General features: G+C 70.2%; 21 protein-coding genes and 1 pseudogene. 9 read left to right on the top strand and 13 right to left on the bottom strand.

The features are described from left to right. Nucleotide 1 precedes the first annotated feature (1 nt). The gene (locus OHA73_RS43495; RefSeq protein WP_327658166.1) at nucleotides 2–787 is read left to right on the top strand and encodes a MerR family transcriptional regulator; all 786 of its coding nucleotides are present in this window, start codon (nucleotides 2–4) and stop codon (nucleotides 785–787) included. On the opposite strand, the gene OHA73_RS43490 is transcribed toward OHA73_RS43495, so the two are convergent. The 3 genes from OHA73_RS43490 to OHA73_RS43480 form a co-directional block, all read right to left on the bottom strand. Continuing rightward, the gene (locus OHA73_RS43490) at nucleotides 750–1,400 is read right to left on the bottom strand and encodes a class I SAM-dependent methyltransferase (RefSeq protein ID WP_327658165.1); all 651 of its coding nucleotides are present in this window, start codon (nucleotides 1,398–1,400) and stop codon (nucleotides 750–752) included. The two genes, OHA73_RS43495 and OHA73_RS43490, sit on opposite strands and share 38 nt — an antisense overlap. Before the next feature lie 92 nt (nucleotides 1,401–1,492). After that, nucleotides 1,493–2,764: an MFS transporter gene (locus tag OHA73_RS43485; RefSeq protein ID WP_327658164.1), complete on the bottom strand. Its 1,272-nt coding sequence runs from the start codon at nucleotides 2,762–2,764 to the stop codon at nucleotides 1,493–1,495. A gap of 257 nt (nucleotides 2,765–3,021) precedes the next feature. Continuing rightward, nucleotides 3,022–4,407, bottom strand: a complete 1,386-nt coding sequence (locus OHA73_RS43480; protein WP_327658163.1) for an amidohydrolase family protein — start codon at nucleotides 4,405–4,407, stop codon at nucleotides 3,022–3,024. 289 nt (nucleotides 4,408–4,696) lie between these two features. On the opposite strand from OHA73_RS43480, the gene OHA73_RS43475 reads away from it, so the two are divergent. The 4 genes from OHA73_RS43475 to OHA73_RS43460 all read left to right on the top strand — a co-directional run bounded on the left by OHA73_RS43475 (nucleotide 4,697) and on the right by OHA73_RS43460 (nucleotide 8,611). Beyond that, the gene (locus tag OHA73_RS43475; RefSeq protein ID WP_327658162.1) at nucleotides 4,697–5,584 is read left to right on the top strand and encodes an IclR family transcriptional regulator domain-containing protein; all 888 of its coding nucleotides are present in this window, start codon (nucleotides 4,697–4,699) and stop codon (nucleotides 5,582–5,584) included. A 74-nt stretch (nucleotides 5,585–5,658) separates the two neighbouring features. Then, nucleotides 5,659–6,855: a CaiB/BaiF CoA transferase family protein gene (locus OHA73_RS43470; protein ID WP_327658161.1), complete on the top strand. Its 1,197-nt coding sequence runs from the start codon at nucleotides 5,659–5,661 to the stop codon at nucleotides 6,853–6,855. Further along, the gene (locus OHA73_RS43465; RefSeq protein WP_327658160.1) at nucleotides 6,848–7,744 is read left to right on the top strand and encodes a citryl-CoA lyase; all 897 of its coding nucleotides are present in this window, start codon (nucleotides 6,848–6,850) and stop codon (nucleotides 7,742–7,744) included. Before OHA73_RS43470 ends, OHA73_RS43465 begins: the two co-directional genes overlap by 8 nt. 3 nt (nucleotides 7,745–7,747) lie before the next feature. Then, nucleotides 7,748–8,611 (top strand): dioxygenase family protein, encoded by an 864-nt coding sequence (locus tag OHA73_RS43460; protein WP_327658159.1) that lies wholly within the window; start codon nucleotides 7,748–7,750, stop codon nucleotides 8,609–8,611. A 69-nt stretch (nucleotides 8,612–8,680) separates the two neighbouring features. Here the strand turns inward: OHA73_RS43460 and OHA73_RS43455 are convergent, their stop codons facing one another. Both OHA73_RS43455 and OHA73_RS43450 read right to left on the bottom strand, forming a co-directional pair. After that, on the bottom strand, nucleotides 8,681–8,908 hold the full coding sequence (locus OHA73_RS43455; protein ID WP_327658158.1) for a hypothetical protein: 228 nt from the start codon (nucleotides 8,906–8,908) through the stop codon (nucleotides 8,681–8,683). Between the two features lie 34 nt (nucleotides 8,909–8,942). After that, nucleotides 8,943–9,641 (bottom strand): hypothetical protein, encoded by a 699-nt coding sequence (locus OHA73_RS43450; protein ID WP_327658157.1) that lies wholly within the window; start codon nucleotides 9,639–9,641, stop codon nucleotides 8,943–8,945. 226 nt (nucleotides 9,642–9,867) lie between these two features. On the opposite strand from OHA73_RS43450, the gene OHA73_RS43445 reads away from it, so the two are divergent. Beyond that, on the top strand, nucleotides 9,868–11,013 hold the full coding sequence (locus tag OHA73_RS43445; protein WP_327658156.1) for a serine hydrolase domain-containing protein: 1,146 nt from the start codon (nucleotides 9,868–9,870) through the stop codon (nucleotides 11,011–11,013). A gap of 79 nt (nucleotides 11,014–11,092) precedes the next feature. Here the strand turns inward: OHA73_RS43445 and OHA73_RS43440 are convergent, their stop codons facing one another. From OHA73_RS43440 to OHA73_RS43410, 7 genes and pseudogenes are all read right to left on the bottom strand, one after another. Continuing rightward, the gene (locus OHA73_RS43440; protein WP_327658155.1) at nucleotides 11,093–13,552 is read right to left on the bottom strand and encodes a GcvT family protein; all 2,460 of its coding nucleotides are present in this window, start codon (nucleotides 13,550–13,552) and stop codon (nucleotides 11,093–11,095) included. 160 nt (nucleotides 13,553–13,712) lie between these two features. Further along, a pseudogene (locus tag OHA73_RS43435) lies at nucleotides 13,713–13,874 on the bottom strand (S-(hydroxymethyl)mycothiol dehydrogenase); the annotation flags it as partial. Nucleotides 13,875–14,086: 212 nt separating this feature from the next. Further along, entirely contained in the window at nucleotides 14,087–14,761 is a 675-nt protein-coding gene (locus OHA73_RS43430) for a GntR family transcriptional regulator (RefSeq protein ID WP_266724737.1), read from the bottom strand. Nucleotides 14,762–14,873: 112 nt separating this feature from the next. Beyond that, the gene (locus tag OHA73_RS43425; protein WP_327658154.1) at nucleotides 14,874–16,067 is read right to left on the bottom strand and encodes an NAD(P)/FAD-dependent oxidoreductase; all 1,194 of its coding nucleotides are present in this window, start codon (nucleotides 16,065–16,067) and stop codon (nucleotides 14,874–14,876) included. Continuing rightward, nucleotides 16,064–16,384, bottom strand: a complete 321-nt coding sequence (locus OHA73_RS43420; RefSeq protein WP_267073362.1) for a bifunctional 3-phenylpropionate/cinnamic acid dioxygenase ferredoxin subunit — start codon at nucleotides 16,382–16,384, stop codon at nucleotides 16,064–16,066. The genes OHA73_RS43425 and OHA73_RS43420 overlap by 4 nt, the downstream gene beginning before the upstream one ends. A gap of 28 nt (nucleotides 16,385–16,412) precedes the next feature. Continuing rightward, nucleotides 16,413–17,555, bottom strand: a complete 1,143-nt coding sequence (locus tag OHA73_RS43415) for an aromatic ring-hydroxylating oxygenase subunit alpha (RefSeq protein WP_327658153.1) — start codon at nucleotides 17,553–17,555, stop codon at nucleotides 16,413–16,415. Between the two features lie 115 nt (nucleotides 17,556–17,670). Continuing rightward, complete coding sequence (locus OHA73_RS43410) at nucleotides 17,671–18,756, bottom strand: S-(hydroxymethyl)mycothiol dehydrogenase (protein ID WP_267073364.1); 1,086 nt, start codon at nucleotides 18,754–18,756, stop codon at nucleotides 17,671–17,673. 432 nt (nucleotides 18,757–19,188) lie between these two features. Here OHA73_RS43410 and OHA73_RS43405 point away from each other — a divergent pair, with 432 nt between their 5' ends. Then, on the top strand, nucleotides 19,189–19,986 hold the full coding sequence (locus tag OHA73_RS43405) for an IclR family transcriptional regulator (RefSeq protein WP_266724728.1): 798 nt from the start codon (nucleotides 19,189–19,191) through the stop codon (nucleotides 19,984–19,986). Here OHA73_RS43405 and OHA73_RS43400 read toward each other — a convergent pair. Then, nucleotides 19,974–22,286: an FdhF/YdeP family oxidoreductase gene (locus OHA73_RS43400; protein ID WP_443063189.1), complete on the bottom strand. Its 2,313-nt coding sequence runs from the start codon at nucleotides 22,284–22,286 to the stop codon at nucleotides 19,974–19,976. The two genes, OHA73_RS43405 and OHA73_RS43400, sit on opposite strands and share 13 nt — an antisense overlap. A 161-nt stretch (nucleotides 22,287–22,447) precedes the next feature. Here OHA73_RS43400 and OHA73_RS43395 point away from each other — a divergent pair, with 161 nt between their 5' ends. Both OHA73_RS43395 and OHA73_RS43390 read left to right on the top strand, forming a co-directional pair. After that, on the top strand, nucleotides 22,448–23,353 hold the full coding sequence (locus OHA73_RS43395; protein WP_267073366.1) for a LysR family transcriptional regulator: 906 nt from the start codon (nucleotides 22,448–22,450) through the stop codon (nucleotides 23,351–23,353). A 153-nt stretch (nucleotides 23,354–23,506) separates the two neighbouring features. After that, nucleotides 23,507–24,733, top strand: coding sequence for a sarcosine oxidase subunit beta family protein (locus OHA73_RS43390; RefSeq protein WP_327658151.1), 1,227 nt, complete (start codon nucleotides 23,507–23,509; stop codon nucleotides 24,731–24,733). Nucleotides 24,734–24,747: the final 14 nt, after the last annotated feature.

The raw sequence follows: 24,747 nt of genomic DNA, 5'->3' as shown, positions 1-24,747 counted from the left end.
GATGCCCGACGAGAGCGCGCTCAGGACCGTCGATGTCGCCAGGGAGTCGGCGTACTCCGTGCAACAGGTGCGCGATCTGGAGCGGCTCGGGGTCATCCCGGCGGCCGTGCGGTCGGGCAATGGCTATCGGGCCTACGCGCCCGTCCACGTACAGGCGCTGCGTGCCTACCGGGGGCTCGCCGGGGCCGTCGGGCCCGTCGCCGCCCGGCAGCTGATGGCCGACCTGTGGACGCGGACGGTCACGGAGGCGGCTGCCTCGATCAACGCCGTGCACGTCGGCCTCGCGCGCGAAGGCGACGAGGTGCTGCGCGCCCAGCAGGCGCTGTGGGCGATCGAGTCCGAGGCGGCTCACCACGGCGCGGTCGAAACCGAAGCGGCCCACCACAGCGCGGCCGAGGGCGCCGACACCATGACCATCACCGAACTCGCCGCCGCGCTCGGCGTCCGCACCTCGACGCTGCGCTTCTGGGAGCGGGAGGGGCTCGTCACGCCCGAGCGCGTGACCTCGCTGCGGGCGCGCCGCTACGACGCCCCGGCGATCGGCGCGGCCAGGATCGTCGCGGCGCTGCGCGGCAGCGGATACGGCATCCCCGCGGTGCGGGACATCATCGACTCGCTGCACTCACTCCAGGAGGGCGGCGGTCCTGAGCGGGTCCGGCACATCCTCGTGGAACGCCTCGACCGGATCGGCGCGCGCTCCGTGGAACTCCTGCGCGCGGGCGCGGACCTCGCCGCCGTCCTGGACTCCCTCACTCCGGCTCGGGATCCGGCTCCAGCTCCGGCTTGACCGCGACGAGCCGTTCGATCACGCCGAAGCTGTAGCGCTCACGCTCGACGACTTTGAATCCCGCCTCCCGTACGAGGTGCAGCGGGCGGCGCAGTTGGTGGTCGTCGGCGAGCTTCATCATCACGGGTTCGATCGCCCGCTGGAGCGTGCGGACGGCGAAGCGGTGGCTGATGACATGGTCGATCAGGAGGAGCGTGCCGCCCGGCGCGAGAACGCGGTGCATCTCGGCGACGGCCGAGCGGTCGTCGGGGATGCAGCACAGGGCCAGCGCGCAGACGACCGTGTCGAAGGAGCCGTCGGGGAACGGGAGCCGGGTCGCGGACGCCTCGCTGAGGATGGCGTCGACACCGAGGTCCGCGGCGCGTACCCGGGCGCGGGCCAGCATGTCCGGGGAGAGGTCGATCCCGGTCAGGTCGGTGCCCTTGGGATAGTACGGCAGGTTGAGGCCGGTACCGACGGCGACCTCCAGAACCCGGCCGTGGGCCCGCTCGCACAACCGGGCGCGTCCCCCGCGCAGCAGGTGTCGGTCGATGCGGCGCATCCAGCCGTCGTAGTGGGGCGCGTCGCGGGCCCAGATCTTCTGGGTACGCAGATCCTGATCGCGAGCAGTCACGGCTGCCTCCCCTTCGGCGCGGACGTCCGGTCCCAGCATGCGGCCCGTCCGCGCCGAAGGCGAGCACCCTGCGCGGGTGCCGTCAGGGGCCCTCAGGCGAGCCGCGAACCCTTGCGCTCCGGGATGACGAACATGGCGAGGATGTCGGCGACGTAGATCGCGGACAGCAGGCCGATGGCGACGGCGAAGCCCCACCGGTCCGCGCACAGGGCCACGACGACGGGCGCGAAACCGCCCACCGCACGGCCGATGTTGAACAGGGTGTTCTGCGCGGTGGCCCGCACCTGCGTCGGGTACAGCTCGGCCATCAGCGCGCCGTAGCCGCCGGTCATGCCGTTGGCGAAGAGGCCCATCACGGCGCCGCCGACGAACAGCGCCCAGGGCGAGACGAGCTGGCTGTACGCGAGGACGGAGACGGCCGCGCCGACCTGGAAGAACCAGAACGTCCTGCGCCTGCCGAGCCGATCGGCGAGTTCACCGAAAAGAAGAATCCCGAGCGCCATGCCGACGACGGTGACGGCGGTCCAGCCGGAGGACTTGGTGAGGCTGTAGCCGAACCGTTCGCTCAGGTAGGTCGGCAGCCACGTCATGATGCCGTAGTAGCCGAAGTTCTGGACCGAGGTCAGGACGAGGACGCCGAAGCTGGCGCGGGCCGTGGGCCCGTCCTTCACCAGCAGCTTCAGTGAGGCGAGCGTCGACAGGCGCGCGCCCTCGCTGCGGCTGCGCGTGAAGTGCTCGGGCTCGTGCAGCCGGGAGCGCAGCGCGATGGCGACCACCGCGGGCACCGCGCCGATCAGGAACAGTCCCTGCCAGCCCCATGCGGCGAGCACCGGCGCCGAGATGAGCGCCGCGGCCAGCACGCCGGCCTGGAAGCCGAGCGCGACCAGCGACGTGGCGCGCGCCCGCTTCTTGCTCGGCCACGCCTCGGCGGCGAGCGTCATACCGATGCCGAACTCGCCGCCGATCCCGACGCCGGCCAGGAACCGGAACGCGGACAGCTCCCCGTACGACGTCGCCAGCGCCGAGAGGCCGGTGAAGACGGCGAAGAAGATCACCGAGTAGGTGAGGACCTTCACCCGCCCGATCCGGTCGGCGAGCATCCCGAAGCCGAGTCCGCCGACGACGGCGCCGATGAGCGTGATGGTGGCGAGCGAGCCGCCCTGCGCCTTGTCCAGGCCGAGGTCGGCGGAGATGGCGGAGAGGGCGAAGCTCAGGATCAGCAGGTCGAAGCCGTCCATCGCGTAGCCGAGGGAGGAGGCGAACACCGCCTTCTTCGCGTAACGGCTGGGCTTGTCACCGCCGTCCGCACTGTCCACCGGGCCTGCGGCGCTCGGGGTCGCGGCCGTCTCATCCAGTTGTGTCATGTGGCTTGGTTCCGTCGTTCCGTCGCGCGAGGTGGACTGGGGCAGGCGCCGGGGCGGGCGGCCTGCCCCACCCGCTCATGCCGACGTCCGGACACGGCGCGACCGGGGAGAAAAACGGTCGTGGCATCCGGAGGACGAAAGAAGAGATGGTGGCGTCGACGGTCTCCATGGGGACCGTGCTCGCACCGGCAGGGTGAAAGTCTTTCACACCGCACTCGATGCCCTCGACGCGGCCTCCGTCCGGCCGATCGGGGACCTCACCGGCCGTGGGTCGTTCCGGACCGGAAGTCGGTGTACGTGTACGGGTTGTCGAGGATCTTCGCCTCGGGAACGTCGGGGTTCATTCCGGCCCGCCACGCCTCCTCGCCCAGCGTCGACCGCAGGTGCTCGACGGTGCCCTCGGCCTCGCGTCGCACGGCGGCGAGGTCGATGTCGACGAGGCGGTGCTCGTGCTTCACGACCCGCCCGTCGACAAGGACGGTGTGCACATCACCGCGCTGAGCCTGGAAGGCGATGTGTCCGTAGGGATTGAGAAGCGGGAAGGAAACAGGTGAGTGGTCGTTCTTTACGAGGACGAGATCGGCCTTCTTGCCCTCCTCCACGCTGCCGAGGTCACGGTCACGGCCGAGCGCCCGCGCGCCGCCCGCGGTCGCCCACTCCACGACCTGCTCCGCCCGCAGCGCGCAGTGCGTGACGGTCTCCCCCAGCGCGTGCGCCTCCAAGTGCTCGCGGGCCCGGTCGGCGCCCAGCGTCGTACGCATCGCGGAGAACAGATCGCCGCTCCACCACACGCTCGTATCCATCGACAGGGACACGGGGATGCCGTGGGCGCGCAACGCCCAGGTCGTCGGATAGCCCTGGCCCGCGCTCTGCTCGCTCTCCGTGGACACGGACACCGAGCCGCCGGTCGCCGCGATGCGCTGGTACGAGTCCGGTGACAGCGTCGCCGCGTGCACGTACACCGTCTCGGGTGTCATGAAGCCGTGCTCGTGCATGAGGCGGATGCCGTCGTCATTGGTGGCGCCCCACACCCCTGCGTGCGTGGTGACGGGTACGCCGAGTTCGCGGGCGGCCTCGAAGGCGGGCTTCTCGGGGAAGGCCGGGTCGCCCGTGACGTCAAAGGCGAGCTGGAAGCCGAGCATGTCGTCGGCATCGGCGATGTGCCGACGCGCGAAGGCCCGGAAGTCCGGGGCCGTGGCCCATTCGGCGGGCGCCTGCTGGATGTTCCCGTAGGCGAGGACGTACCGGCCGGGAACGGAGCGCAGCGCGTCCACGGCGGCCTCGGCGTGCGCGGTGCTCTGCAGCCCGTGCGACCAGTCGACGACCGTCGTGACGCCCGCGTCGAGCGCCTCGACGGCGGCGAGCAGGTTGCCCGCGTGGATGTCCTGCGGGCGAAAGGCGGTGCCGTGTTCGAGGTAGTACCAGACGAAATACTGGGTGAGCGTCCAGTCGGCGCCGTAGCCGCGCATGGCGGTCTGCCACATGTGCCGATGCGTGTCGATCATGCCGGGCATGACGATGCCGTCGGTGGCGTCGATCTCCAACGTGCCGTCGGCTACCGCGAGTTGAGGCCCGACGGCGGCGATGCGATCACCGATGACCAGCACATCGGTGCCGGGGAGGACCCGACGGGCGCGGTCCATGGGCAGGACGGTGCCGCCGCGCAGGACGACGGGCCGTCCGGGCGGGAACGATTCCGGCGGGTTCGGCGGGTTCGGTGGTTCCGAGGGAGCTGAGCGATGCATCATCGGTCTCCTCTCCGGCACTCCGGACCTCTCTGGATCGGTCCGGACCCGCATCGCCCCCTGTCGGACGAGCGTCCGTATGCCGGTCGACCATTGCCACCGATGCTGATGAAGGCGCACCCTGCTGTCAATCCCCATGGAACAGTGGGGAGTTGGATCGATTGGCCCATGGCACGGAGGAGCCGCCATGCCACGCGAAGGAACCGGCCCGGACTTCATCGAGGCGTTGGCCCGCGGTCTGGACGTGATCACCGCGTTCCGGTCGGGCCGCCCGGTGATGTCGCTCGCCGAGGTCGCGACCGATACGGGCCTCGCCCGCCCGACCGCGCGCCGCATCCTGCTGACGCTGACCGAACTCGGCTACGTCCGCCAGTGCGCCGCCGGCTTCGCGCTCACGCCGCGCGTGCTCGACCTCGGGGTCGCCTACGTCCGCTCGATGGGCCTGTGGGACGTGGCGCGCCCCCATCTGGAACGCCTCGTCGAGCAGACCGACGAGTCCTGCTCGATCGCGCAGCTCGACGGTTCGGACATCGTCTACGTCGCCCGGGTGGCCCGCCCGAAGATCGTCACGCTGTCCGTGCAGATCGGCACCCGCTTCCCCGCGCTCCAGACCTCCCTCGGCAAGGTACTGCTCGCCGCGCTCGCCCCGGACGAGGCGGCACGGGTTCTCGCCGAGCCGAGCCGCTCGGGCCTCACTCCGCTCTGGCGCCCCGAACGCGCCGAGTGGGAGGCGGAGTTGTGCGACGTACGGGCCCGCGGCTGGGCCCTCACGGACGAGCAGCTGGCCCGCGGCATCCGTTCGGTGGCGGCGCCCCTGCGGGACGGCACGGGCCGCGTGATCGCGAGCCTCAACGTCAACGCGCACGCGGCCGAGACCCCGGTCGACGTCCTGGTGCACGCCCACCTGCCGCGCCTGCTGCACGCGGCGGGAGAGATCAGCCTCGACTTCGCGCGGATGGAGTCGGTCCCACATGTGACGCTGGCACAGAAGCCGACTGGCCCAATTCAAGCCCCTGCGGCGCTTGAGCAGCGGGGCCCGTGGCGGAGCCCCGAGAGCGCACCCACCACTCCGTGACGCCACACCCGCCGAGCTCCCGCATCCCCCACACGGGCAAGTGTCCGGCCCTCGGACACGGAGAGGCCGACTCCATGCCACCAAGCACCGCACCCGATCAACCGCCCACCAAAGGACCGCTGTCCGGCATCCTCGTCGCCGACTTCTCCCGCATCCTCGCGGGCCCGTACGCGACGATGCTGCTCGCGGACCTCGGCGCCGACGTCATCAAGGTCGAGGGCCCGCGCGGCGACGACACCCGCACGTGGATGCCCCCGGTCCACGACGGCGTCTCGACGTACTACCTGGGCATCAACCGCGGCAAGCGCTCCCTCTCCTTGGACCTCCGGGACGAGTCCGATGCCGCGCTCGCGGCCGAACTCGCCCACCGCGCCGACGTGTTGATAGAGAACTTCCGCCCCGGCGGCCTGGACCGCTACGGCCTCGACTTCGAGACGATCCACGCCGCGAACCCCCGCCTCGTCTACACGTCCATCACCGGATTCGGCACCGGCGCGGGCCGTGACGTCCCCGGCTACGACCTGATGGTGCAGGCCATGTCCGGCCTGATGAGCCTGACCGGGGACCCGGAGGGCCCGCCCTTCCGGGCCGGCATCTCCGTCTTCGACGTCATGGCGGGCAACCACGCCGCCATCGGTATCCTCGCGGCGCTGCGCCACCGCGATGCCACCGGCGAGGGCCAGCACGTCGAGGTGAACCTCCTTTCCTCGGCGCTCACCGGCCTCGTCAACCACAGCTCCGCGTACGTCGCCGGGGGCACGGTCCCCTACCGCATGGGCAACGCCCACCCCAGCGTCTTCCCGTACGAACCGCTGCCGACGGCCGACCACGACCTGATCGTCGCCGCCGCCAACGACGGCCAATTCCGCACGCTGTGCTCCGTGTTGGGCATCCCGAATACCGCCGACGACCCGCGTTTCGCCCGCAACGCCGATCGCACGTCCCACCGCGACGAACTGCGCCCGATCCTGGTCGAGCGCCTGGCCACGCGCGGCGCGCACGAATGGTTCACGCTGCTGGTGAAGGCCGGAGTCCCGAGCGGCCCGATCAACACGATCGACGGCGGCTTCACGATGGCCGAGGAGTTCGGCCTCGACCCGGTCGTCACCGTCGGCGAGGGCGACCGCACCCTGCCCACGACCCGCCACCCGATCCGCTTCTCCGCGACCCCTGCCACGTACCGCCTCCCACCGCCCGAACTGGACGAACACGGCGAGGAGTTGCGCACATGGCTGACCAAGCCCACCCCCACGGAGCCCCCACATGCCTGACCAGCCGAAGCACCCGAAACACCCCAACCAACCGAAGCAGCCCAACCAGCCCACCCACCCCACATCCACCACACCCCCCTCCTACCCCACAGCCCTGGGCGCATCGGACCCGAAGCGGATCACGCTCCTCGGCCAGGACCTGGCCGAGGACATCATGGGCTCCGTCGGCTTCGGTGAGCTGGCGTTCTGGCTGGCCACGCAGCGCCGCCCGAGCCCCGGCGAGACCCGCGTCTTCGAGGCGGTCCTGGCCGCGCTCGCCGACCACGGCTTCACCCCGACCGCGATCGTCTCCCGCCTCACGTACCTCTCCGCCCCGGACTCGGTCCAGGGCGCCCTCGCCGCCGGACTGCTGGGCGGCGGCTCCCGCTTCCTCGGCGTCACCGAGGACACGGGCCATTACCTCGCCGCAGTGGTGACCTCACTCGGCACCGAGCACCCGGCCCCCGACGACCAGACAGCCTGGGACTCGTTGGCGCGCCGCACGATCCAACACACCCACTCCGCACACGAGTTGATCCCGGGCCTGGGCCACCACCTCCACAAGGAGGGCGACCCGCGCACCCAGCGCCTCATGGACATCGCCCGCGAGGAGGGCCTCTTCGGCCCGCACCTCACCCTCTTCGAGGCCATCGGCCGCACCCACCCGGGCGTCCTCGGCCGCACGCTCCCCCTCAACGGCGCCGGGGTGTGCGGAGCCGCCCTCGCCGATCTGGGCCTCCCACTCCCCCTCCTGCGCGGCTTCGCCCTGCTCGCCCGCACCGCGGGCCTGATCGGGCAGCTGGCGGAGGAGATCCGCACGCCGGTCGCCCGGGACATCTTCGCCTCAGTGGAACAGCACAGCACTCCGATCCCACCAACTCCCTTGCCCTCCGCCTCCCCGCAGGAGTAGCCCGTGTCCATCGACGAGCACGACCTCACCCAACTGGCCGTCGGCCGCTGGTCCACCGCCGATTCCCCGCGCCTGGCCGAGCTGCTGACCTCCCTCGTCCGCCACCTCCACGCGTACGCCCGCGAGGTGAACCTGACGGAGGACGAGTGGGCGGCCGCGATCACCTGGCTCACGGAGGCCGGCCGGCTCAGCGACGACAAACGCCAGGAACTCGTGCTGGCCTCCGACGTGTTGGGACTGAGCATGCTCACCGTGGAGCTCGGCCACCGCTTCTCCGAGCGTGCCACGCCCGCCACGGTCCTCGGCCCGTTCCACATCGACGGCTCCCCCGACGTACCCCACGCCCACGACATGTCGGACGGCCTCCCCGGCACCCCGCTCTTCCTCACCGGTACGGTCACCGACACCGCGGGCAGGCCACTCCCCCACGTCGTCCTCGACGTATGGCAGGCCGACACCGACGGCGCGTACGAGTCCCAGGTCCCCGAGGTCGACGAGGCCCGGCTGCGCGCGAAGTACACCACCCGCGAGGACGGCACGTACTGCATCCGCACCGTCGCGCCCCTCGGCTACGCCATCCCCATGGACGGCCCGGTGGGCGAGCTCATCCACAGGACCCGGATCAGCCACTTCCGCCCGGCCCACGTGCACTTCCTCATCGACCACCCCGGCCACCGCAAACTGATCACCCATCTGTTCCGGGAGGGCAGCCAATACCTGGACAGCGACGTCGTGTTCGGCACGAAGGACCCCCTCATCGTCCCCTTCGCTGAACGCGACCCAGCCTCCGCCCCGCCGCCCGACGGCAGCAAGCTCACGGAGCCGTACCTTCAGGCCGAGTACACCTTCGTATTGGAGCCGGAGTAGCGCACAATCCAGCACCCGCCGCTCGCTCGGGACTGTGACGTGTGACTACGAATATCTCGTAGCCACACGTCACAGTTCCGCGGCCAGCACCGCCTGCGCCGCCTTGCGTGCGTGCAGCGCGGCGTCCGTGTCCCCCGCGAACGTCGCGAGGGCCATCGCCCCGTCGAACAGCACGGCCAACTGGGCGCCCACCGCGACCGAGTTGCGCACGCCGGCGTCCTCCGCCAGTTCGGTGAGGAGCGCGCGCAGGGCGATCTTGTGGGTCTGCACGGCGGTCACGACCATCGGCGCGGCCATCTGCTCAGCGGGGCACTGGTGGGCTGAGCCGCCGTCACGCTTCGCCGCTCGCGCGCCCGATCTGCCCGCGCAGCGCCGCCACGACGAAGCCCACCATGTTGGCGAGGATCAGCGCCGCGACGATCCCCCAGATGATCGGAAGCGACCGCGCGGGCCAGTCGTTGGCCGATTGCAGCCACAGGATCAGGATGGCGGTGACGCCGAGGGGGATGCCGTGCAGGCGCACCATTCTCCCGGCCGCTTCGTGGCGCCGGTTGCCGCGGGCGAACGCCGACCACAGCGCGCCGACCAGGGCGGCCGCTCCGAAAGACAGGAACGCGAGGGCGCCGCCGAGGCGGTCCGTCGGCCAGTCCAGCGGGCCCTCGGTGGTCTCCTGGTGCTCACCCTCGGTGTCGCGCAGGTCGACGACGTCGCCGCGCCAGATCAGTCCGACCACCTTGTCGCGCGGTTCGAGGCCCGATGCGACGGGGTTGTAGTTCCGGAAGTTCACATGCCATGGCTTGCCGGAGGGCAGCAGCAGGTCGGCCTCCGGCGACTTGTGCCTCGATCCGCGGTGCAGGTCCACGCTGCGTACGGTGAACTTCTGCTTCCACCGGCAGTCCGACACCTCGACCGGGGCCGAGGCGCACACCGGCGCCGCCCGGAACTCCCGCTCCCGTTCCTGCGCCGCGCGGAACTCGGGGATCATCGCCGCCCCGACGGCGAGCATCAGCACCGCGCACAGCAACCACATGACTGTCCGCGCGCCTCTGTCCCCTGCGCCTGCCACCCCGCCACCCGCCCTTCGCTACGCCGACCCGCGCGGCGGTCCGCGCGACATCCCACTCCCTCGGCCCGGATATGGGAACACATGGTGATTCGGGCGAACCTCGCAGGGTTCCGGTGGAACCCCACGCAGACTCTTGACACGTGCAAGCGCCGGTGATCGGTTGGGCGCACGCGCGGATCGAGGGAGAGCGATGAAGCTGTCGGAGCTGCAAGGGCCGTTGTCCGGACGGGCCGATGCCGGTCTCGAGGAAGTCGTCGACCGGCTGGACCGGCTGCTGTCCGCCGATCCCGACCTCTCGATCCAGGTCGCGGCGTACGTGGACGGGCAGCTCGCGCTCGACGCATACGGCGGGCCGCATCTGGGACGTGACTCGCTGATCGTGCCGTACTCGACGTCGAAGAACATCATCGGTGTCTCGGTCGGGCTCCTGGTCGAGCGCGGGCTGCTGGACCTCGACGCGACGGTGGCCTCGTACTGGCCCGAGTTCGGACAGGCCGGGAAGGATCGGGTCACCGTACGGCAGCTGCTCTCGCACCAGGCCGGGCTGCCGGAGGCTCAACCCGGGCTGGCCTGGGACGAGTTGCTCGACCATCACAAGGGTGCCGAGCGACTGGCCGCGACACGGCCGCTGTGGCATCCGGGGTCGGCCTTCGGCTACCACGGCCTGACGATCGGCAACTTGGCCGCCGAACTGGTCTTCCGGATCACCGGGCGCACGCTCCACGACTTCTACGAGGAGGAGATCCGCCGCCCGCTCGGTGCCGCGTTCTACCTCGGTCTCCCCGAGGGGCAGGGGCTCGAGGAGCGGCGCGTGGACGTTCTGCCGATGATCCCGCCGCTCGGCGAACACCCGAAGCCGCAGGGCCCGCCGCACGCGATGCAGCGGCTGACCTTCGGGCCCCGGCCCGGCGCGCCCGTCCATCTCGCCAACGACGAGCAGTCCTGGCGCTTCGGCCACCCCGCGGGCTCGGCGACGGCCGACGCCCTCGGCATCGCCACGCTGCTCGCGGCCGCGGTCACGGGTGTCGAGGGATCCGCGCCGCTGCTGAGCCCCGACACCGTCGCCACGGTCGGCCAACAGCAGGTACGCGGCTACGACGAGGTACTCGACCAGCACGACCGCGCACACGCCATCATCTTCCAGAAGCCGAGCAAGCAGCTGGCGTGGGGCGGCCCGCGCAGCATCGGCCACGACGGCGCGTGCGGCTCGCTGGGCTGCGTCGACCCGGACACGGGTGTGGCCTTCGGCTACACGATCGCTCGGGGCCCGTGGCCGGGCGGCGCGGATCCGCGGGCGGTCGAGGTGGCTCGGACGATCGGGGACCTGTTGGGGTGATCCGGCGCCGCTCGGTCGCCGACCAGGTGGCAGGCGCACACGTCTGCCACCGACGGCTACGCCGACGTCGCGACCCGGCTCACCGGCGGATTCGCGTCATCTCCGGGTCGAACAGCGGCTCCGCCGCCGTCGTCGCCGCCACTCGGTCGCCGAAGTAGCCGATCTCCACCCGTGTTCCGGGTTCCGCGTGCTCGGCCGGGAGCCAGGCGTAGGCGATCGGGCGGCCGAGGGTGTAGCCGTACGCGGCGCTGGTGACGTAGCCGCAGGGGTGGCCGTTCACGTGGACCGGTTCGTGGCCCATGACCACCGAGCGGTCGTCCTCGATCAGGAGGGCCGTGAGGCGGCGGTCCACCGTGTCCTTGGTGACGTCGACGATCGCGTCGCGGCCCACGTAGTCGCCCTTCTTTTTGCGGACGGCGAAGCCCACGCCGGCCTCGTAGGGGTTGTGCTCGCTGGTCATGTCGTGGCCCCAGGCGCGGTAACCCTTCTCCAGGCGCAGGGAGTTGAAGGCGCTGCGGCCCGCCGCGATCACGCCGTGCTCCTGTCCGGCCCGCCAGAGCGTGTCCCACAGGCGCAGGCCCAGATCGGCGGTGGTGTACAGCTCCCAGCCCAGTTCACCGACGTAGGACAGGCGCATCGCGGTCACCGGGACGTCCCCGATGAAGGCCTGCTTCGCCTTGAAGTAGCCGAAGTTCTCGTGCGAGAAGTCGGCGTCGGTGAGGGGCTGCACGAGGTCGCGGGCGCGCGGGCCCCATACCCCGATGCAGCAGGTACCGGCCGTGATGTCACGGACCTGCACGGTGCCGTCGGCGGGCAGGTGGCGGCGCAGCCAGGCGAGGTCGAGGTTGCTGTTGGCGCCGACCTGGAAGCGGTCATCGGCGAGCCGGGCGACGGTGAGGTCGCTCAGTACGCCGCCCGCCTCGTCGAGGAGCAGGGTGTACGTCACCGCGCCGACTGCCTTGTCCAGCTGGTTCGTTGAGAGGCCTTGCAGGAACGTCAGGGCGCCCGGGCCCGTGACCTCGAGGCGCTTGAGCGGGGTCATGTCGTACATCGCGACCCGCTCGCGGGTGGCCAGTGCCTCGGCGCCCGCGACGGGCGACCAGAAGCGGGAGGCCCACTCGTTCCGCTCGCTGATATGGGACACCTCGGGGAGATCGGCGTTGGCCTCGTACCAGTGCGGGCGCTCCCAGCCCGCGCCCTCAAGGAACACGGCGCCGAGCTCCTGCTGGCGTATGTGGAAGGGGCTCACGCGCAGCGGGCGGGGGCGGTTCGGCGGCTGGAGCGGGTGGACGATGTCGTAGACCTCGGAGAAGCTCTGGCAGCTGCGCTCGTGTACATAGTCGGGGGCGAGCTGCAGGTCCTCGAAGCGGTTGATGTCGCAGCCGTGGACGTCGATGCCGGGGCGGCCCTCGACCATCCACTTCGCGACAGCCCTGGCGACGCCCGCCGAGTGGGTCACCCACACCGCTTCGGCCAGCCAGAAGCCGGACACCGTCGGGGACTCGCCGATCAGGGGCATGCCGTCGACGGTGAACGAGAACAGGCCGTTGAAGCCGTCGGCGATGTCCGCGTCGTTCAGCGCGGGCAGCAACCTGCGGGTGTCGGCCCAGGCGCCCTCGAAGTCGGCCTTCGTGAAAGCCAGCTTCGAGGGCTGGTCCGGGCTGTCCGCGGGATGGGCGACGTCGTCGGGCGACAGGGGCATGGGGCGATGGGCGTAGGAGCCGATACCGATCCGGTCGACGAGTTCGCGGTAGTAGAGGCCGGCGTCCTGGTTGCGCAGGATGGGCAGGTTCGCCTCGTCCAACTGGCTGTTGCGGCCCTTGAGTTCGGTGACCGGTGTGGTGGTGGCGTACTGGTGCCCCATGGGGACGAGCGGCACGTCCTGGCCCACCATGCGGCCGATGCGTGGGCCCCAGAACCCCGCGCAGGAGACGACGATGTCCGCGGGGAAGGTGCCTCGGTCGGTGACGACGGCATTGACGGCTCCGCCGGATGTCTCGATGTCGGTGACGGTGTGGTGGCCGAGGAAGGTGGCACCGCGGGCGAGGGCGCGGCGGGCCTGAGCCTCACCGATCCGCAACGCCTTGGCGAGGCCGTCGCTGGGGATGTGGTAGCCGCCGAGGATGGCGCCGGGGTCGAGCAGCGGGTGGAGTTTGGCGGACTCGTCCGGGTCGAGGAGGTGGCTCTCGACGCCCCAGGAGGTGAGCCAGCCGTGGCGGCGCTCAAGTTCCGCCAGGCGCTCCGGAGTTGTGGCGATCTCCAGGCCGCCGACCTGCCGGTAGCACCAGTCGCCGTCGAGGTCGAGGGCGCTCGCCTTCTCGACGGTGTAGCGGGCGAACTCGGTCATGGTCTTGGAGGGGCTGGTCTGGAAGACCAGGCCGGGGGCGTGCGAGCTGGAACCGCCGGTCGCGAAGAGGGGGCCCTGTTCGAGGACGGTGACGTCCGTCCAGCCGAGTGCGGTGAGTTCGTCGCTGAGGGAGCAGCCGACGATGCCGGCTCCGATGATGACCACCTTGGGCTGCGAAGACTGCGAGTTCATGGTGGGTCCTCCGGGAGTTCAAGGGTGCGCGAGGGTGCTGTGGGAGGCGGCGGGGGTGGTGTCGTCAGAGGCGGACGACCGAGCGCAGCACCTCGCCGCGGCTCATCCGGTCGAAGGCGCCCTGCACATCGGTGAGGTCAATCGTCTCGCTCACGAATCGACAGGCCAGACAACTGCCGCACACCGCCCGCCAGTTGAGGATGACGAAGTCTCCCTCGGCGACGTCCGTCACATCGGGGCCCGGATCGGGCACGGTCACGGTCTCCAGGGTCGCCGGTGCGCCGGGGGCTCGGGCGACGACGGCCTTGACCTGATGGGGCATGGGGATCCTCCGAGCAGCGGCCCGTCGTTGGGGCTTGTGGCGTTCGGGAGAAGTGTCGGCCGCCCGCTTCGGCGGTAACGGCCGCGCGTTCACGTGGAATTGACACGACAGTTGAGCGTGATTGATATACCAGCGATCGGCACACTAGAACCGCTGCGTGGCGGGCGTCAATGGGCCCCGCGTTCCCCGGAGTTGAGGGGCAGCCGACAGCGTCAGATGATCGAGCGGATCGCGCGCTCGAAGTTCTCCACGTGCTCGGCGGCCACGGTCGAAGCCTTGGCCTCGTCGCCGTCGATGACGGCTCGCAGCAACTGCCCGTGTTCGTGGACGTGTTGCTCGAGTCCGGCCAGGCGGTCGATGAACAGGCACCAGATCCGGGTGGCGAGGTTGTCGTAGTTGACCAGCGTGGCTTCGAGATACGGGTTGTACGTGACCGCGTAGACGGCGCGATGCACCGCCATGTCGAGGCGGAGCAGGCCGATCTCGCCGTGTTCCGGCGCTCCCTGCGACTCCTCCTCCACGCGGATGAGCAGCTCGCGCAGCCGCTCCCGGTCCGCCGCGGTGGCCCGCTTGCTGGCGCGCGCGGCGGCGAGGGGTTCGAGCTCCTGGCGCACTTCGGAGATGTGGCCGAGGTCCGCGATCTGTACTTCGGTGGCGAAGGTGCCGCGCCGGGGGAAGGCGACGATGAGCCGCTCGATCTCCAGGCGCTTGAGGGCCTCGCGTACCGGGGTGCGGCCGAGGCCGAGGTCTGCGGCGAGACGCGCGTCGTGGACGGGTTCGCCGGGACGGATCTGCAGGGTGACGAGCCGGTCCGTGATCTCCTGGTACGCCTGGTCGGCCAGTGTCGCGCCGTGCGACTGGCCCCCGGCGGCAGGCACAGATGCCATCTCGCCCCTCCCCTGACGTGTCCGCGATGAGACCTCACCGTACCGCATCCCTGCATTGATATATCAGGGGTGCGGAGCGGCGGGAGAGGCGAAGGCATGGTGGCGGGCCCGTTCAGACGACGGCGGGCGCGACCCTTACCGTGGCGGGGATCAGGGTGCGGCGCAGGCGGTTGAAGATCTTGGAGCGGTTCATGGCGAGGACCGCGGTGGGCGCCCCGTCCTCCTTATAGAGGGCCGCGAAGGACCGGCTCTCGTAGGAGCCCTCCACGAGTTCGACCACGGCGCCGGGACCGACGCAGCCCGCGAGCTGGATGCGGACGTCGTACTGGTCGGACCAGAAGGACGGCGGGGTGGCCCGCGGGGTCGCGGACTCGCCGGTGAGCAGCGTGCGGGCCGCGGTGGCGGCCGACTCCGCGGCGTTCGACCAGTGCTCGATGCGGGCGTGCCGACCGGTGAAGGGGTGCGGGCGACGGGCCACATCCCCGACGGCGACGACGTTGGGGACGCTGGAGGCACCGCCCGCGTCGCACACCACGCCGTTGTCCACCCACACACCGGAGTCGGCGAGCCAGTCGTCGACCGGCCGGGCGCCCACCCCGACGAGCACGATGTCCGCGGGCAGCAGCCGCCCGTCCGTGAGCCGCACCCCGGTGACCCGGCCGCCGCCGCTCTCCAGTTCCGCCACTCCGGTGCCGCACAGCAGGCGTACGCCGTGGTCGGTATGGAGGGAGGCGCAGACGCGGCCCATCTCGGCACCCAACTGGCGTTCCAGCGGGGTGTCGAGCGCCTCGACCACAGTGACGTCGAGGCCCAAGTAGTGGGCGGTGGCGGCGACTTCGGCCCCGATGAACCCGGCGCCGATGACCACCATCCGGGGCGCCCCGCCCAACAGTTCGGCGCGCAGACTCCGGGCGTCATCCAGCGTGCGCAGGGTGTGGACACCGGCGAGGCCGTCCGTACCGGGGAGGCGGCGGGCGGTCGAGCCGGTGGCGACCACAACGCCGTCGGTGTCGATCCTGCGCCCGTTGGCGAGGATGACCGATGTGGCGGAGCAGTCCAGATGAACGGCGCGTTCGCCCAACTCCCAGTGGATGCCCAGCTGTTCGTACTCCTCGGCGTCACCGAGTTCGAGGGCGCCGGCCGTGACATCGCCCTTGAGGTAGGCCTTGGACAGCGGCGGGCGGTCGTAGGGGCGGTGCTGTTCCTCTCCTACGACGGTGATCTCTCCGTCGTATCCCTCGGAGCGCAGCGACCGGACGGCGCCGAGGCCGGCGAGCGAGGCTCCGACGACAGTGATGTGCTTCATGCGGGCTCCCCAACGGTGACGTGAAGCAGGACCTGACCGTCCTGGACGGTGACGTGGTGGGTGCGGACGGGCGTCTTCGCGGGCGGGCAGGTCGGGCGGCCGTCGCGCAGGTCGAACGACGCCTCGTGCAGGGGGCATTCGACGAAGCAGCCCTCCAGGAAGCCGTCGGCGAGCGAGGCGTCCTGGTGGGTGCAGGTGTCGTCGATGGCGTACACCGTGCCGTCCGCGTTGAAGACGGCGACGGGGGCCGGCACTCCCTCGGTCACGCGGATGGACTCACCAGGGGGCAGATCTTCGATGCGGCACACCGGGATCATGGGGAACCTCCAGGAAACAAATGGACGGTCAATGGGCGCGCTGCGTGCCGAGCCGGGCCTGGAGCCAGGCGTGGAACTCGCCGATGTGGTGTTCGCTGGGGACGAGGACGCCGCCCTTGACGTAGGCGCGCGAGCTCATCGCGGGCTGGGTGCGCTCGCAGGCGTCGAAGTCCTGCTGGTTGACGCGGTGGAACAGTTCGACGGAGCGCGCTATGTCCTTACTGTCCCCGCCGCTGTCCACGACGTGCGGCAGATAGAGCCAGTCGCACTCGACGATCGTGCGGTCGTGGGAGATCGGGTACATCCGGTGGATGATCACGTGGTCCGGGACCAGGTTGATGAACACCTGGGGCCGGACGGTGATCGCGTAGTAGCGCCGGTCCTGCTCGTCGGCGACCGAGGGGATGCGGTCGAGTCCCTCGGATCCGTCGACGGTGAAGCCCCTGGCCTCGTCGGCGAACTCGGCGCCGTGGCCGACGAAGTACTGGGCCGCCAGTCCGTCCTTGAACTCCGGGAGCACCTCGGTGAGTTCGGGATGAATGGTGGCGCAGTGGTAGCACTCCATGAAGTTCTCGATGATGAGTTTCCAGTTGGCCCGGACGTCGTACGTGATGCGCTTGCCGAGGTCGAGGTCCTCGATCGCGTAGTTCTCGATGGCGTCGGCGCCGCCGAGGCGTGAGCTGACCGCGCCGATCACCTCGTCCTCGAAGGAGGGCGGCTGCTCGGCCAGGCACACCCACACGTATCCGAGCCACTCCCTGACGTGCACGGTGACCAGGCCGTATGCGGTGCGGTCGATGTCCGGCATCGACGTCAGGTTGGGTGCGGCGATCAGCTTGCCGTCGAGGCCGTAGGTCCAGGCATGGTACGGGCACTGGAAGTTCCGCCTGACCTCACCGGACTCCTCGGTGCACAGCTTGGCGCCGCGGTGCCGGCAGATGTTGAGGAACGCGCGGACGGAGCCGTCGCGGGAGCGTGAGACGAGGACGCTCTCCCGGCCCACTTGGTAGGTGCGGAAGCTTCCCGGCTTGGTGAGGTCGGAGGCCCGGCTCACACAGAACCACATGGACTCGAAGATGTGCTCCTGCTCCTGCGCGAAGATCTGCGGGTCGGTGTAGTAGTCGCCGGGAAGCGTGGAGATCAGGCTCGGGGGCAGGCTCGTGATGCTCATCAGATGTCACCTCGGTAGATGTCGTACGGACATGCGGCAGGTGCCGAAGCGAAGCGAGTCGTGTGTGGTGTGTGGTGTGGGCCCAGAGGGCCCGGCGCTCAGAGGGCTCCCGCGCTCACAGCGTCACCACTGAGCGCAGTACGTCTCCGCGGCGCATGGCGTCGAACGCGGACTCCACCTCGTCGAGGCCGATCTCCTCGCTGACGAACGCGCCGAGGTCGAAGCGGCCCTGGAGGTAGAGGTCGATGAGGGCGGGGAAGTCGCGGGAGGGCAGGCAGTCCCCGTACCAGGAGGACTTGAGGGCGCCGCCGCGGCCGAAGACGTCGGCGAGCGGCAGTTCCAGCTTCATCTCGGGGGTAGGGACGCCCACAAGGACCACGGTGCCCGCCAAGTCGCGTGCGTAGAAGGCCTGTTGGTAGGTCTCGGGGCGGCCCACCGCCTCCACGACGACGTCCGCGCCGAAGCCGCCGGTGAGGGAGCGCACCGCCTCGACGGGGTCGGTCCTGGAGGAGTCGACGGTGTCGGTGGCGCCGAACCGCTCGGCCTTCGCCAGCTTTCGCTCGTCGATGTCCACGGCGATGATGCGGGCGGCCCCTGCGACCTTCGCCCCGGCGATCGCCGCGATGCCGACGCCCCCACAGCCGATGACGGCCACCGAGTCGCCCCTGCCGACGCCTCCGGTGTTGACCGCGGCCCCGAAGCCCGCCATGACGCCGCAGCCGAGCAGGCCCGCCGCGGCGGCCGGTGCGGCCCGGTCGACCTTGGTGCACTGCCCGGCGGCGACGAGCGTCTTCTCGGCGAACGCGCCGATGCCGAGGGCCGGCGAGAGCGCCGTGCCGTCGAGGAGGGTCATGGGCTGCGTGGCATTGCGCGTGGCGAAGCAGTACCAGGGCCGGCCGCGTCGACAGGCCCGGCAACTGCCGCACACGGCACGCCAGTTGAGGATCACGAAGTCGCCGGGCGCCACGTCGGTGACCCCGTCGCCGACGGACTCGACGACGCCTGCGGCCTCGTGACCGAGCAGGAACGGGAACTCGTCGCCGATCCCGCCCTCCCGGTAGTGCAGATCGGTGTGGCAGACGCCGCAGGCCCGCACCTGCACCAGCGCCTCCCCCGGCCCGGGCTCCGGGACCAGGATCGTTTCCACGGAGACGGGGGCGCCCTGCTTGCGGGCGACCACTGCGCGTACCTCGTGAGTCACGGTTGAGCTCCTTGGGGTCTGTCGAGGGAGGCAGATGAGCCGTAGGGGCTGTGGAGGAGCTGTTCAGGAGAGCCGAACTCTGTTGCGCATGAAGAACCTTGACGCGTTCTACGCAACGCCCAAACTGTCGTCTCCGTCGACGGCGTGTGTCAAGGGGCATCTGAGATCTGTCGCGCGACACCTCAAATCCGCACGTCGGGGCGCCAGTTGGCGCGGCCGCGTGCGAGTCGACCCCGGTGCGCAGCGCGGACGTCGAGGCGCCATGCGCGGCGCATGACTTCCGCCGTCCCGGGTAGCCGCACTGGCTAGACGGGCTTTGTATGCCCTAATTCAGGAGGCACCACTTATAGGAGACGAGCGTGAAGATGGGGCCGAAGATCCGCTTCCGCATCGCCCTGCCGCCCGCCCGCGGACAGCGCCTATAGTCGCGCCATGAGAAAGCATGACGCAGACAGTGAGACATCGGGCTCGCCGGGCACAGGAGTGCAGTCCGTCGACCGTGCCGTGAGCGTTCTGGAGATTCTCGCGCGGCGCGGGGAAGCAGGCGTCAGTGAGATCGCCGCGGAAATCGACGTGCACAAGTCGACGGCCTTCCGTCTGCTGGGCGCGCTGGAGGCGCGCGACTTGGTCGAGCAGTCGGGCGACCGGGGAAAGTACCGGATCGGTTTCGGCATCGTACGCCTGGCCAGCTCGGTCACCGACAATTTCGATGTGACGCAGCAGGCCCGCCCGTTCTGCGAGCAGCTCGCGGAGGAATTCGGCGAGGCGGTCAACATCGCCATTCTGCAGGAACATTACGCGGTGAACGTCCTCCAGGTGCGCGGCCCGATGGCGGTCAGCACGCACAATTGGGTCGGCCAGCTCACCCCGATGCATGCCACATCCAGTGGAAAAATATTGCTCGCTCATGTACCGGAGCGGGAGCGCGCGGAAATGCTCGCGGCGTCCCATATGAAAAAGATGACACCGCACACCCTGACCGCCAAGGGAAAGCTCGAGAGGGATCTCGCGCAGACGCTTGAGCGCGGATATGCGGTGACGCTCGAGGAATTGGAGCTAGGGCTGCACGGAATGGCCGCACCCATCAGAAATGCCCAGGGCGAGGTCATCGCCGCGATCAGTGCCTCGGGTCCCGCCTACCGGTTCTCCGAGGAGCGGATGCACGAGCTCTCCCCCACGCTGCTGCGCAGCGCGCAGGACATCAGCCGCAAGATGGGCTACCTCGACTGACCGGGGCCGTCCCCCTCGACCGGTTCCATCCGGATGATCACGGCCTTGGACGTGGGGGTGTTGCTCTTCTCGGCGACACTGTCCAGCGGGACGAGGACGTTGGTCTCCGGGTAGTAGGCGGCAGCGGAGCCCCGGGGCGTCGGGTAGCCGACGACGCGGAAAGCGGGCGCCGTACGCTCGCTGCCATCGGTCCACACGCTGATCAGGTCGACCAAAGTCCCCTCCGCGATGCCGAGTTCGGCGAGGTCCTCCGCATTGGCCAGGACGACGCGCCGCGCGCCCTTGACGCCGCGGTACCGGTCGTCCATCGCGTACGGGATGGTGTTCCACTGGTCGTGCGAGCGCAGCGTCTGCAGGATCAGGTGGCCGGGCGGTGCGGTGAGCCCGGTGAAGGTGTTCGCGGTGAAGACGGCGGTGCCGCTCGCCGTCTGGAAGACGCGCTTGTTGACGGGGTTGGGCAGGTTGAAGCCGCCCGGTTCCCGCACGCGCCGGTTGAAGTCGTCGAATCCCGGCACCACGTTCGCGATGTGCTCGCGAACGGTGTCGTAGTCGTTCTCGAATTCCTGCCAGGTGATCCCGTGCCGCTCGCCGAGGGTCCTGCGGGCGAGCCTGCTGATGATGGACACCTCACTGAGCAGCGCGGGTGAGGCGGGCGCGAGCCGGCCGCGGGTGGCGTGCACATCGCTCATCGAGTCCTCGACCGTCATGAACTGCTCACCGCCCGACTGAATGTCGCGGTCGCTGCGCCCCAGCGTGGGAAGAATCAGCGCGGTGCGGCCGCACACGGCGTGCGAGCGATTCAGTTTGGTCGAGATGTGGGCCGTCAACCGGCAATTGCGCAGGGCGCGTTCGGTCACGTCGCTGTCGGGCGTGGCGCGGACGAAATTGCCCGCCACCCCCACGAACACCTGGGCCCGCCCGTCGCGCATGGCCCGGATCGCGTCGACCGCGTCGGCGCCGTGCCGGGTGGGCGGGGCGAAGTCGAATTCCTTCTCCAGGGCGTCGAGGAACGACTGCGGCATGCGCTCCCACACGCCCATGGTGCGGTCGCCCTGCACATTGCTGTGGCCGCGCACCGGGCAGACGCCGGCGCCAGGCCTGCCGATGTTTCCGCGCAGCAGAAGGAAATTGACGACTTCGCGGATGGTGGGGACGCCGTGCTTGTGCTGGGTCAGCCCCATGGCCCAGCACACGATGACGTTCTTGGCGCCGAGCACCCGCTGGTGGACCTCTTCGATCTCCTCGCGCGTGAGTCCCGTGGCCTTGAGGACCTCCGCCCAGTCGAGTCCGCGGATGTTGTCGGTGAAGACTTCGTAGCCCGAGGTGTGGGCGTCGATGAACTCGCGGTCGAGGACCGTGCCGGGTGCCTTGTCCTCGGTCTCCAGGAGCAGCAGGTTCAGCGCCTGGAACAGGGCGAGGTCGCCGCCGGGCCGGATCTGCAGGAACTGGTCGGCGATCTCGGTGCCCCGGCCGATGACACCCCGCGCCTTCTGCGGGTGCTTGAAGCGCAGCAGCCCCGCCTCGGGCAGCGGGTTGACCGCGACGATCTTCCCGCCGCGCCGCTTGGTCTCCTCGAGAGCGGTGAGCATCCGGGGATGGTTGGTGCCCGGGTTCTGGCCGACGACGAAGACCAGGTCGCTGTTGTGCAGGTCGTCGAGGCTGACGCTGCCCTTCCCGATGCCCAGCGTCTCGTTGAGGGCCGAGCCGCTGGACTCGTGGCACAGGTTGGAGCAGTCGGGCAGGTTGTTGGTGCCGAAGGCCCGCGCGAACAGCTGGAGCAGGAACGCGGGCTCGTTGGCAAGCCGGCCCGAGGTGTAGAACAGCGCCTCGTCGGGGCTGTCCAGGTCATTGAGCTCGTCGGCGAGCAGGCCGAGCGCGCCGTCCCAGCCGATCGGCTCGTAGTGGTCGCTGTCCGGGTACTTGACCATGGGCTCGGTCAGCCGGCCCTGCTGGTTGAGCCAGTAGTCGGAGCTCTTCGCCAGCTCGCTGACCGGGTGCTCGGCGAAGAACTCGCGGGTGACGCGGCGGGTGGTGGCCTCGTCGGCGATGTGCTTGGCGCCGTTCTCGCAGTACTCGTTGCGGTGCCGCTTGTCCGGTGCGCCCTCGGGCCAGGCACAGCCGGGGCAGTCGATGCCGCCGTCCTGGTTGATGTTGAGCAGGGTCAGGGCGGTGCGCTTGGGCGAGGTCTGGCTCAGCGCGTACTGGAGCGCGTGGGCCACGGCGGGCGCCCCGGTGGCCCAGGTCTTGGGCTTGCTCAGGGAAAGATCCTCTTCAGGCTCTTCGATCGCGCGCACGCCCATCACCTCTACGTTTCCGACTCACCGGGAGACGGCACGCCCCCGCCGCCCAGCATTCGTCCGCGCTCGGCCCACGGTCAAAGCGGAAAGTCCGATCGTTGATAGGCAGCTACGATCACGGGCGGACGTAAACCACCGAAGTCGGCCGGGAAGGGGGTGGGACGGTGCTCCTGCGCCAGCTCGAATACCTCGTCGCGCTCACCGGCACCGGCCACTTCGCCAAGGCCGCCGAGCAGTGCTTCGTGTCGCAGCCGACGCTGTCCGAGGGCATCCGCAAGCTGGAGACGGAACTCGGGGTGCCGCTGGTGCGGCGCGGCCGACGCTTCGAGGGTCTGACGGCGGAGGGCGAGCAGGTCGTGCTGTGGGCCCGCCGGATGCTCGCGGACCGGGACGCCATGGAGTCGGGGCTCGCGGCGCTGCGCGAAGGGCTGAGCGGTGAGCTGCGGCTCGGCGCCGTGCCCACGGCGGTCGGCGCGGTCGCCCTGCTCACGCAGCCGTTCTGCGCGGCCAACCCGCACACCACGGTGAACGTCCAGGCCGACCTCCAGGGTGACGACATCGTGCGCCGGCTGCGCGCCTTCGAGCTGCACGGCGCGGTCTCGTACCACAGCAGGAACCTGGATCTGCCGTTCGTGCCGCTGTACCGGGAGCGCTATGTCGTGCTCACCCAGGAGGACCCGGACCGCTCGGCGCAGGAGATCAGCTGGGCCCAGGCGGCCGCGCTGCCGCTGTGTCTGCTGCATCCGCGGATGCTGGGGCGCCGGGTCCTGGACGACGTGTTCGCGGAGCTGTCCCTGTCGGTGGCGCCGCGCGTGGAGACGGACTCCATCGCCTCGCTGATCGCGCATGTGCGCACCGGCCAGTGGTCGAGCATCATCCCGCACACGTGGCTGCACGTCTTCGGGATCCCCGCCGGGATGGAGGCCGTGCCGCTGCACGGTCCGCGGCGCAGCGCGCGGATCGGCCTGCTGCTGCCGCCGCGCGATCCGCTGTCGGTGATGGAGCAGGCGCTCGCGGACCTGGCCCGCGCCTCGCGGATGCACACCGTTCTGGACGTGCTGCCGGGCTGAGTTCCCGCCGCAACTCGCCGCTTCGGCGCGGCGGTTACGGGCTTGTTTTCCTCCTTCGGACACCATTGACGCGCCCCTGAGGCGCTGGCTACGGTGACGACGACCCGCCACTGATATATCAGAGCGTCAACAGTCGGTTTTCAAGGAGTCCTCATGACCCCCGACGCACACGACCTCCCCGACCACCCCGACTTCCTGTGGCGCAACGCCGACCCGAAGAAGTCCTACGACGTCGTGATCGTGGGCGGCGGCGGACACGGCCTGGCGACGGCGTACTACCTCGCCAAGAACCACGGCATCACGAACATCGCCGTCCTGGAGAAGGGGTGGCTGGCCGGCGGCAACATGGCCCGCAACACCACCATCATCCGCTCCAACTATCTGTGGGACGAGAGCTCGGGCATCTACGAGAGCTCGCTCAAGCTGTGGGAGACGCTGGAGCAGGACCTCGACTACCCGATCCTGTTCAGCCAGCGCGGCGTCCTCAACCTCGCGCACAACCTCCAGGACGTCCGCGACAGCAAGCGCCGGGTGTACGCGAACCAGCTCAACGGCATCGACGCCGAGTGGCTGGAGCCGGACGAGGTCGCCAAGGTGTGTCCGATCGTCAACACCAGCCCGGACGTGCGCTATCCGGTGCACGGCGCCACGTACCAGCCGCGCGCCGGCATCGCCAAGCACGACTACGTGGCGTGGGGATTCGCCCGCCGCTGCGACGCCTACGGCATCGACCTCATCCAGAACTGCGAGGTCACCGGCATCGATGTGAGCGGGGGCCGGGTCACCGGGGTGCGGACCACCCGGGGGCGGATCGCCGCGGGGAAGGTCGCGCTCGCGGCGGCCGGGCACACCTCCGTCCTCGCGCAGATGGTCGGCCTGCGGCTGCCGTTGCAGAGCCACCCACTGCAGGCGCTGGTGTCGGAGCTGTTGGAGCCCGTGCACCCGACCGTCGTGATGTCCAACGCGGTGCATGTGTACGTGTCCCAGGCGCACAAGGGCGAACTCGTCATGGGCGCGGGCATCGACAGCTACAACGGGTACGGGCAGCGCGGCGCCTTCCACATCATCGAGCGGCAGATGGCCGCCGCCCTGGAGCTGTTCCCGGTGTTCGCGCGCGCCCACATGCTGCGTACCTGGGGCGGCATCGTCGACACCACCCCGGACGCCTCCCCCATCGTCGGGCTCACCCCGGTCGAGGACCTGTACCTCAACTGCGGCTGGGGAACCGGCGGTTTCAAGGCGACGCCGGGTGTCGGCTGGGCGTACGCGCACACCATCGCGACCGGTGAACCCCATGACACCAACGCGCCGTTCACCCTCGACCGGTTCACGACCGGCGCCCTCGTCGACGAGCACGGCGCCGCCGCCGTCGCGCACTGAACACCCGCCTAGGG

Source organism: Streptomyces sp. NBC_00483, from assembly GCF_036013745.1.
Taxonomy (GTDB): Bacteria; Actinomycetota; Actinomycetes; order Streptomycetales; family Streptomycetaceae; genus Streptomyces.
Note: the sequence above shows the minus strand (reverse complement) of the source record. Positions and strands in the feature narration are given on the sequence as shown.

Coding starts and splice junctions, on each gene's coding strand:
- OHA73_RS43495 (WP_327658166.1), top strand. CDS start 2: ATGCCCGACGAGAGCGCGCTCAGGACCGTCGATGTCGCCAGGGAGTCG.
- OHA73_RS43420 (WP_267073362.1), bottom strand. CDS start 16,384: ATGATCCCGGTGTGCCGCATCGAAGATCTGCCCCCTGGTGAGTCCATC.
- OHA73_RS43430 (WP_266724737.1), bottom strand. CDS start 14,761: ATGGCATCTGTGCCTGCCGCCGGGGGCCAGTCGCACGGCGCGACACTG.
- OHA73_RS43485 (WP_327658164.1), bottom strand. CDS start 2,764: ATGACACAACTGGATGAGACGGCCGCGACCCCGAGCGCCGCAGGCCCG.
- OHA73_RS43440 (WP_327658155.1), bottom strand. CDS start 13,552: ATGAACTCGCAGTCTTCGCAGCCCAAGGTGGTCATCATCGGAGCCGGC.
- OHA73_RS43470 (WP_327658161.1), top strand. CDS start 5,659: ATGCCACCAAGCACCGCACCCGATCAACCGCCCACCAAAGGACCGCTG.
- OHA73_RS43400 (WP_443063189.1), bottom strand. CDS start 22,286: ATGGGCGTGCGCGCGATCGAAGAGCCTGAAGAGGATCTTTCCCTGAGC.
- OHA73_RS43390 (WP_327658151.1), top strand. CDS start 23,507: ATGACCCCCGACGCACACGACCTCCCCGACCACCCCGACTTCCTGTGG.
- OHA73_RS43425 (WP_327658154.1), bottom strand. CDS start 16,067: ATGAAGCACATCACTGTCGTCGGAGCCTCGCTCGCCGGCCTCGGCGCC.
- OHA73_RS43465 (WP_327658160.1), top strand. CDS start 6,848: ATGCCTGACCAGCCGAAGCACCCGAAACACCCCAACCAACCGAAGCAG.
- OHA73_RS43455 (WP_327658158.1), bottom strand. CDS start 8,908: ATGGCCGCGCCGATGGTCGTGACCGCCGTGCAGACCCACAAGATCGCC.
- OHA73_RS43445 (WP_327658156.1), top strand. CDS start 9,868: ATGAAGCTGTCGGAGCTGCAAGGGCCGTTGTCCGGACGGGCCGATGCC.
- OHA73_RS43415 (WP_327658153.1), bottom strand. CDS start 17,555: ATGAGCATCACGAGCCTGCCCCCGAGCCTGATCTCCACGCTTCCCGGC.
- OHA73_RS43450 (WP_327658157.1), bottom strand. CDS start 9,641: ATGTGGTTGCTGTGCGCGGTGCTGATGCTCGCCGTCGGGGCGGCGATG.
- OHA73_RS43480 (WP_327658163.1), bottom strand. CDS start 4,407: ATGGACCGCGCCCGTCGGGTCCTCCCCGGCACCGATGTGCTGGTCATC.
- OHA73_RS43475 (WP_327658162.1), top strand. CDS start 4,697: ATGCCACGCGAAGGAACCGGCCCGGACTTCATCGAGGCGTTGGCCCGC.
- OHA73_RS43405 (WP_266724728.1), top strand. CDS start 19,189: ATGAGAAAGCATGACGCAGACAGTGAGACATCGGGCTCGCCGGGCACA.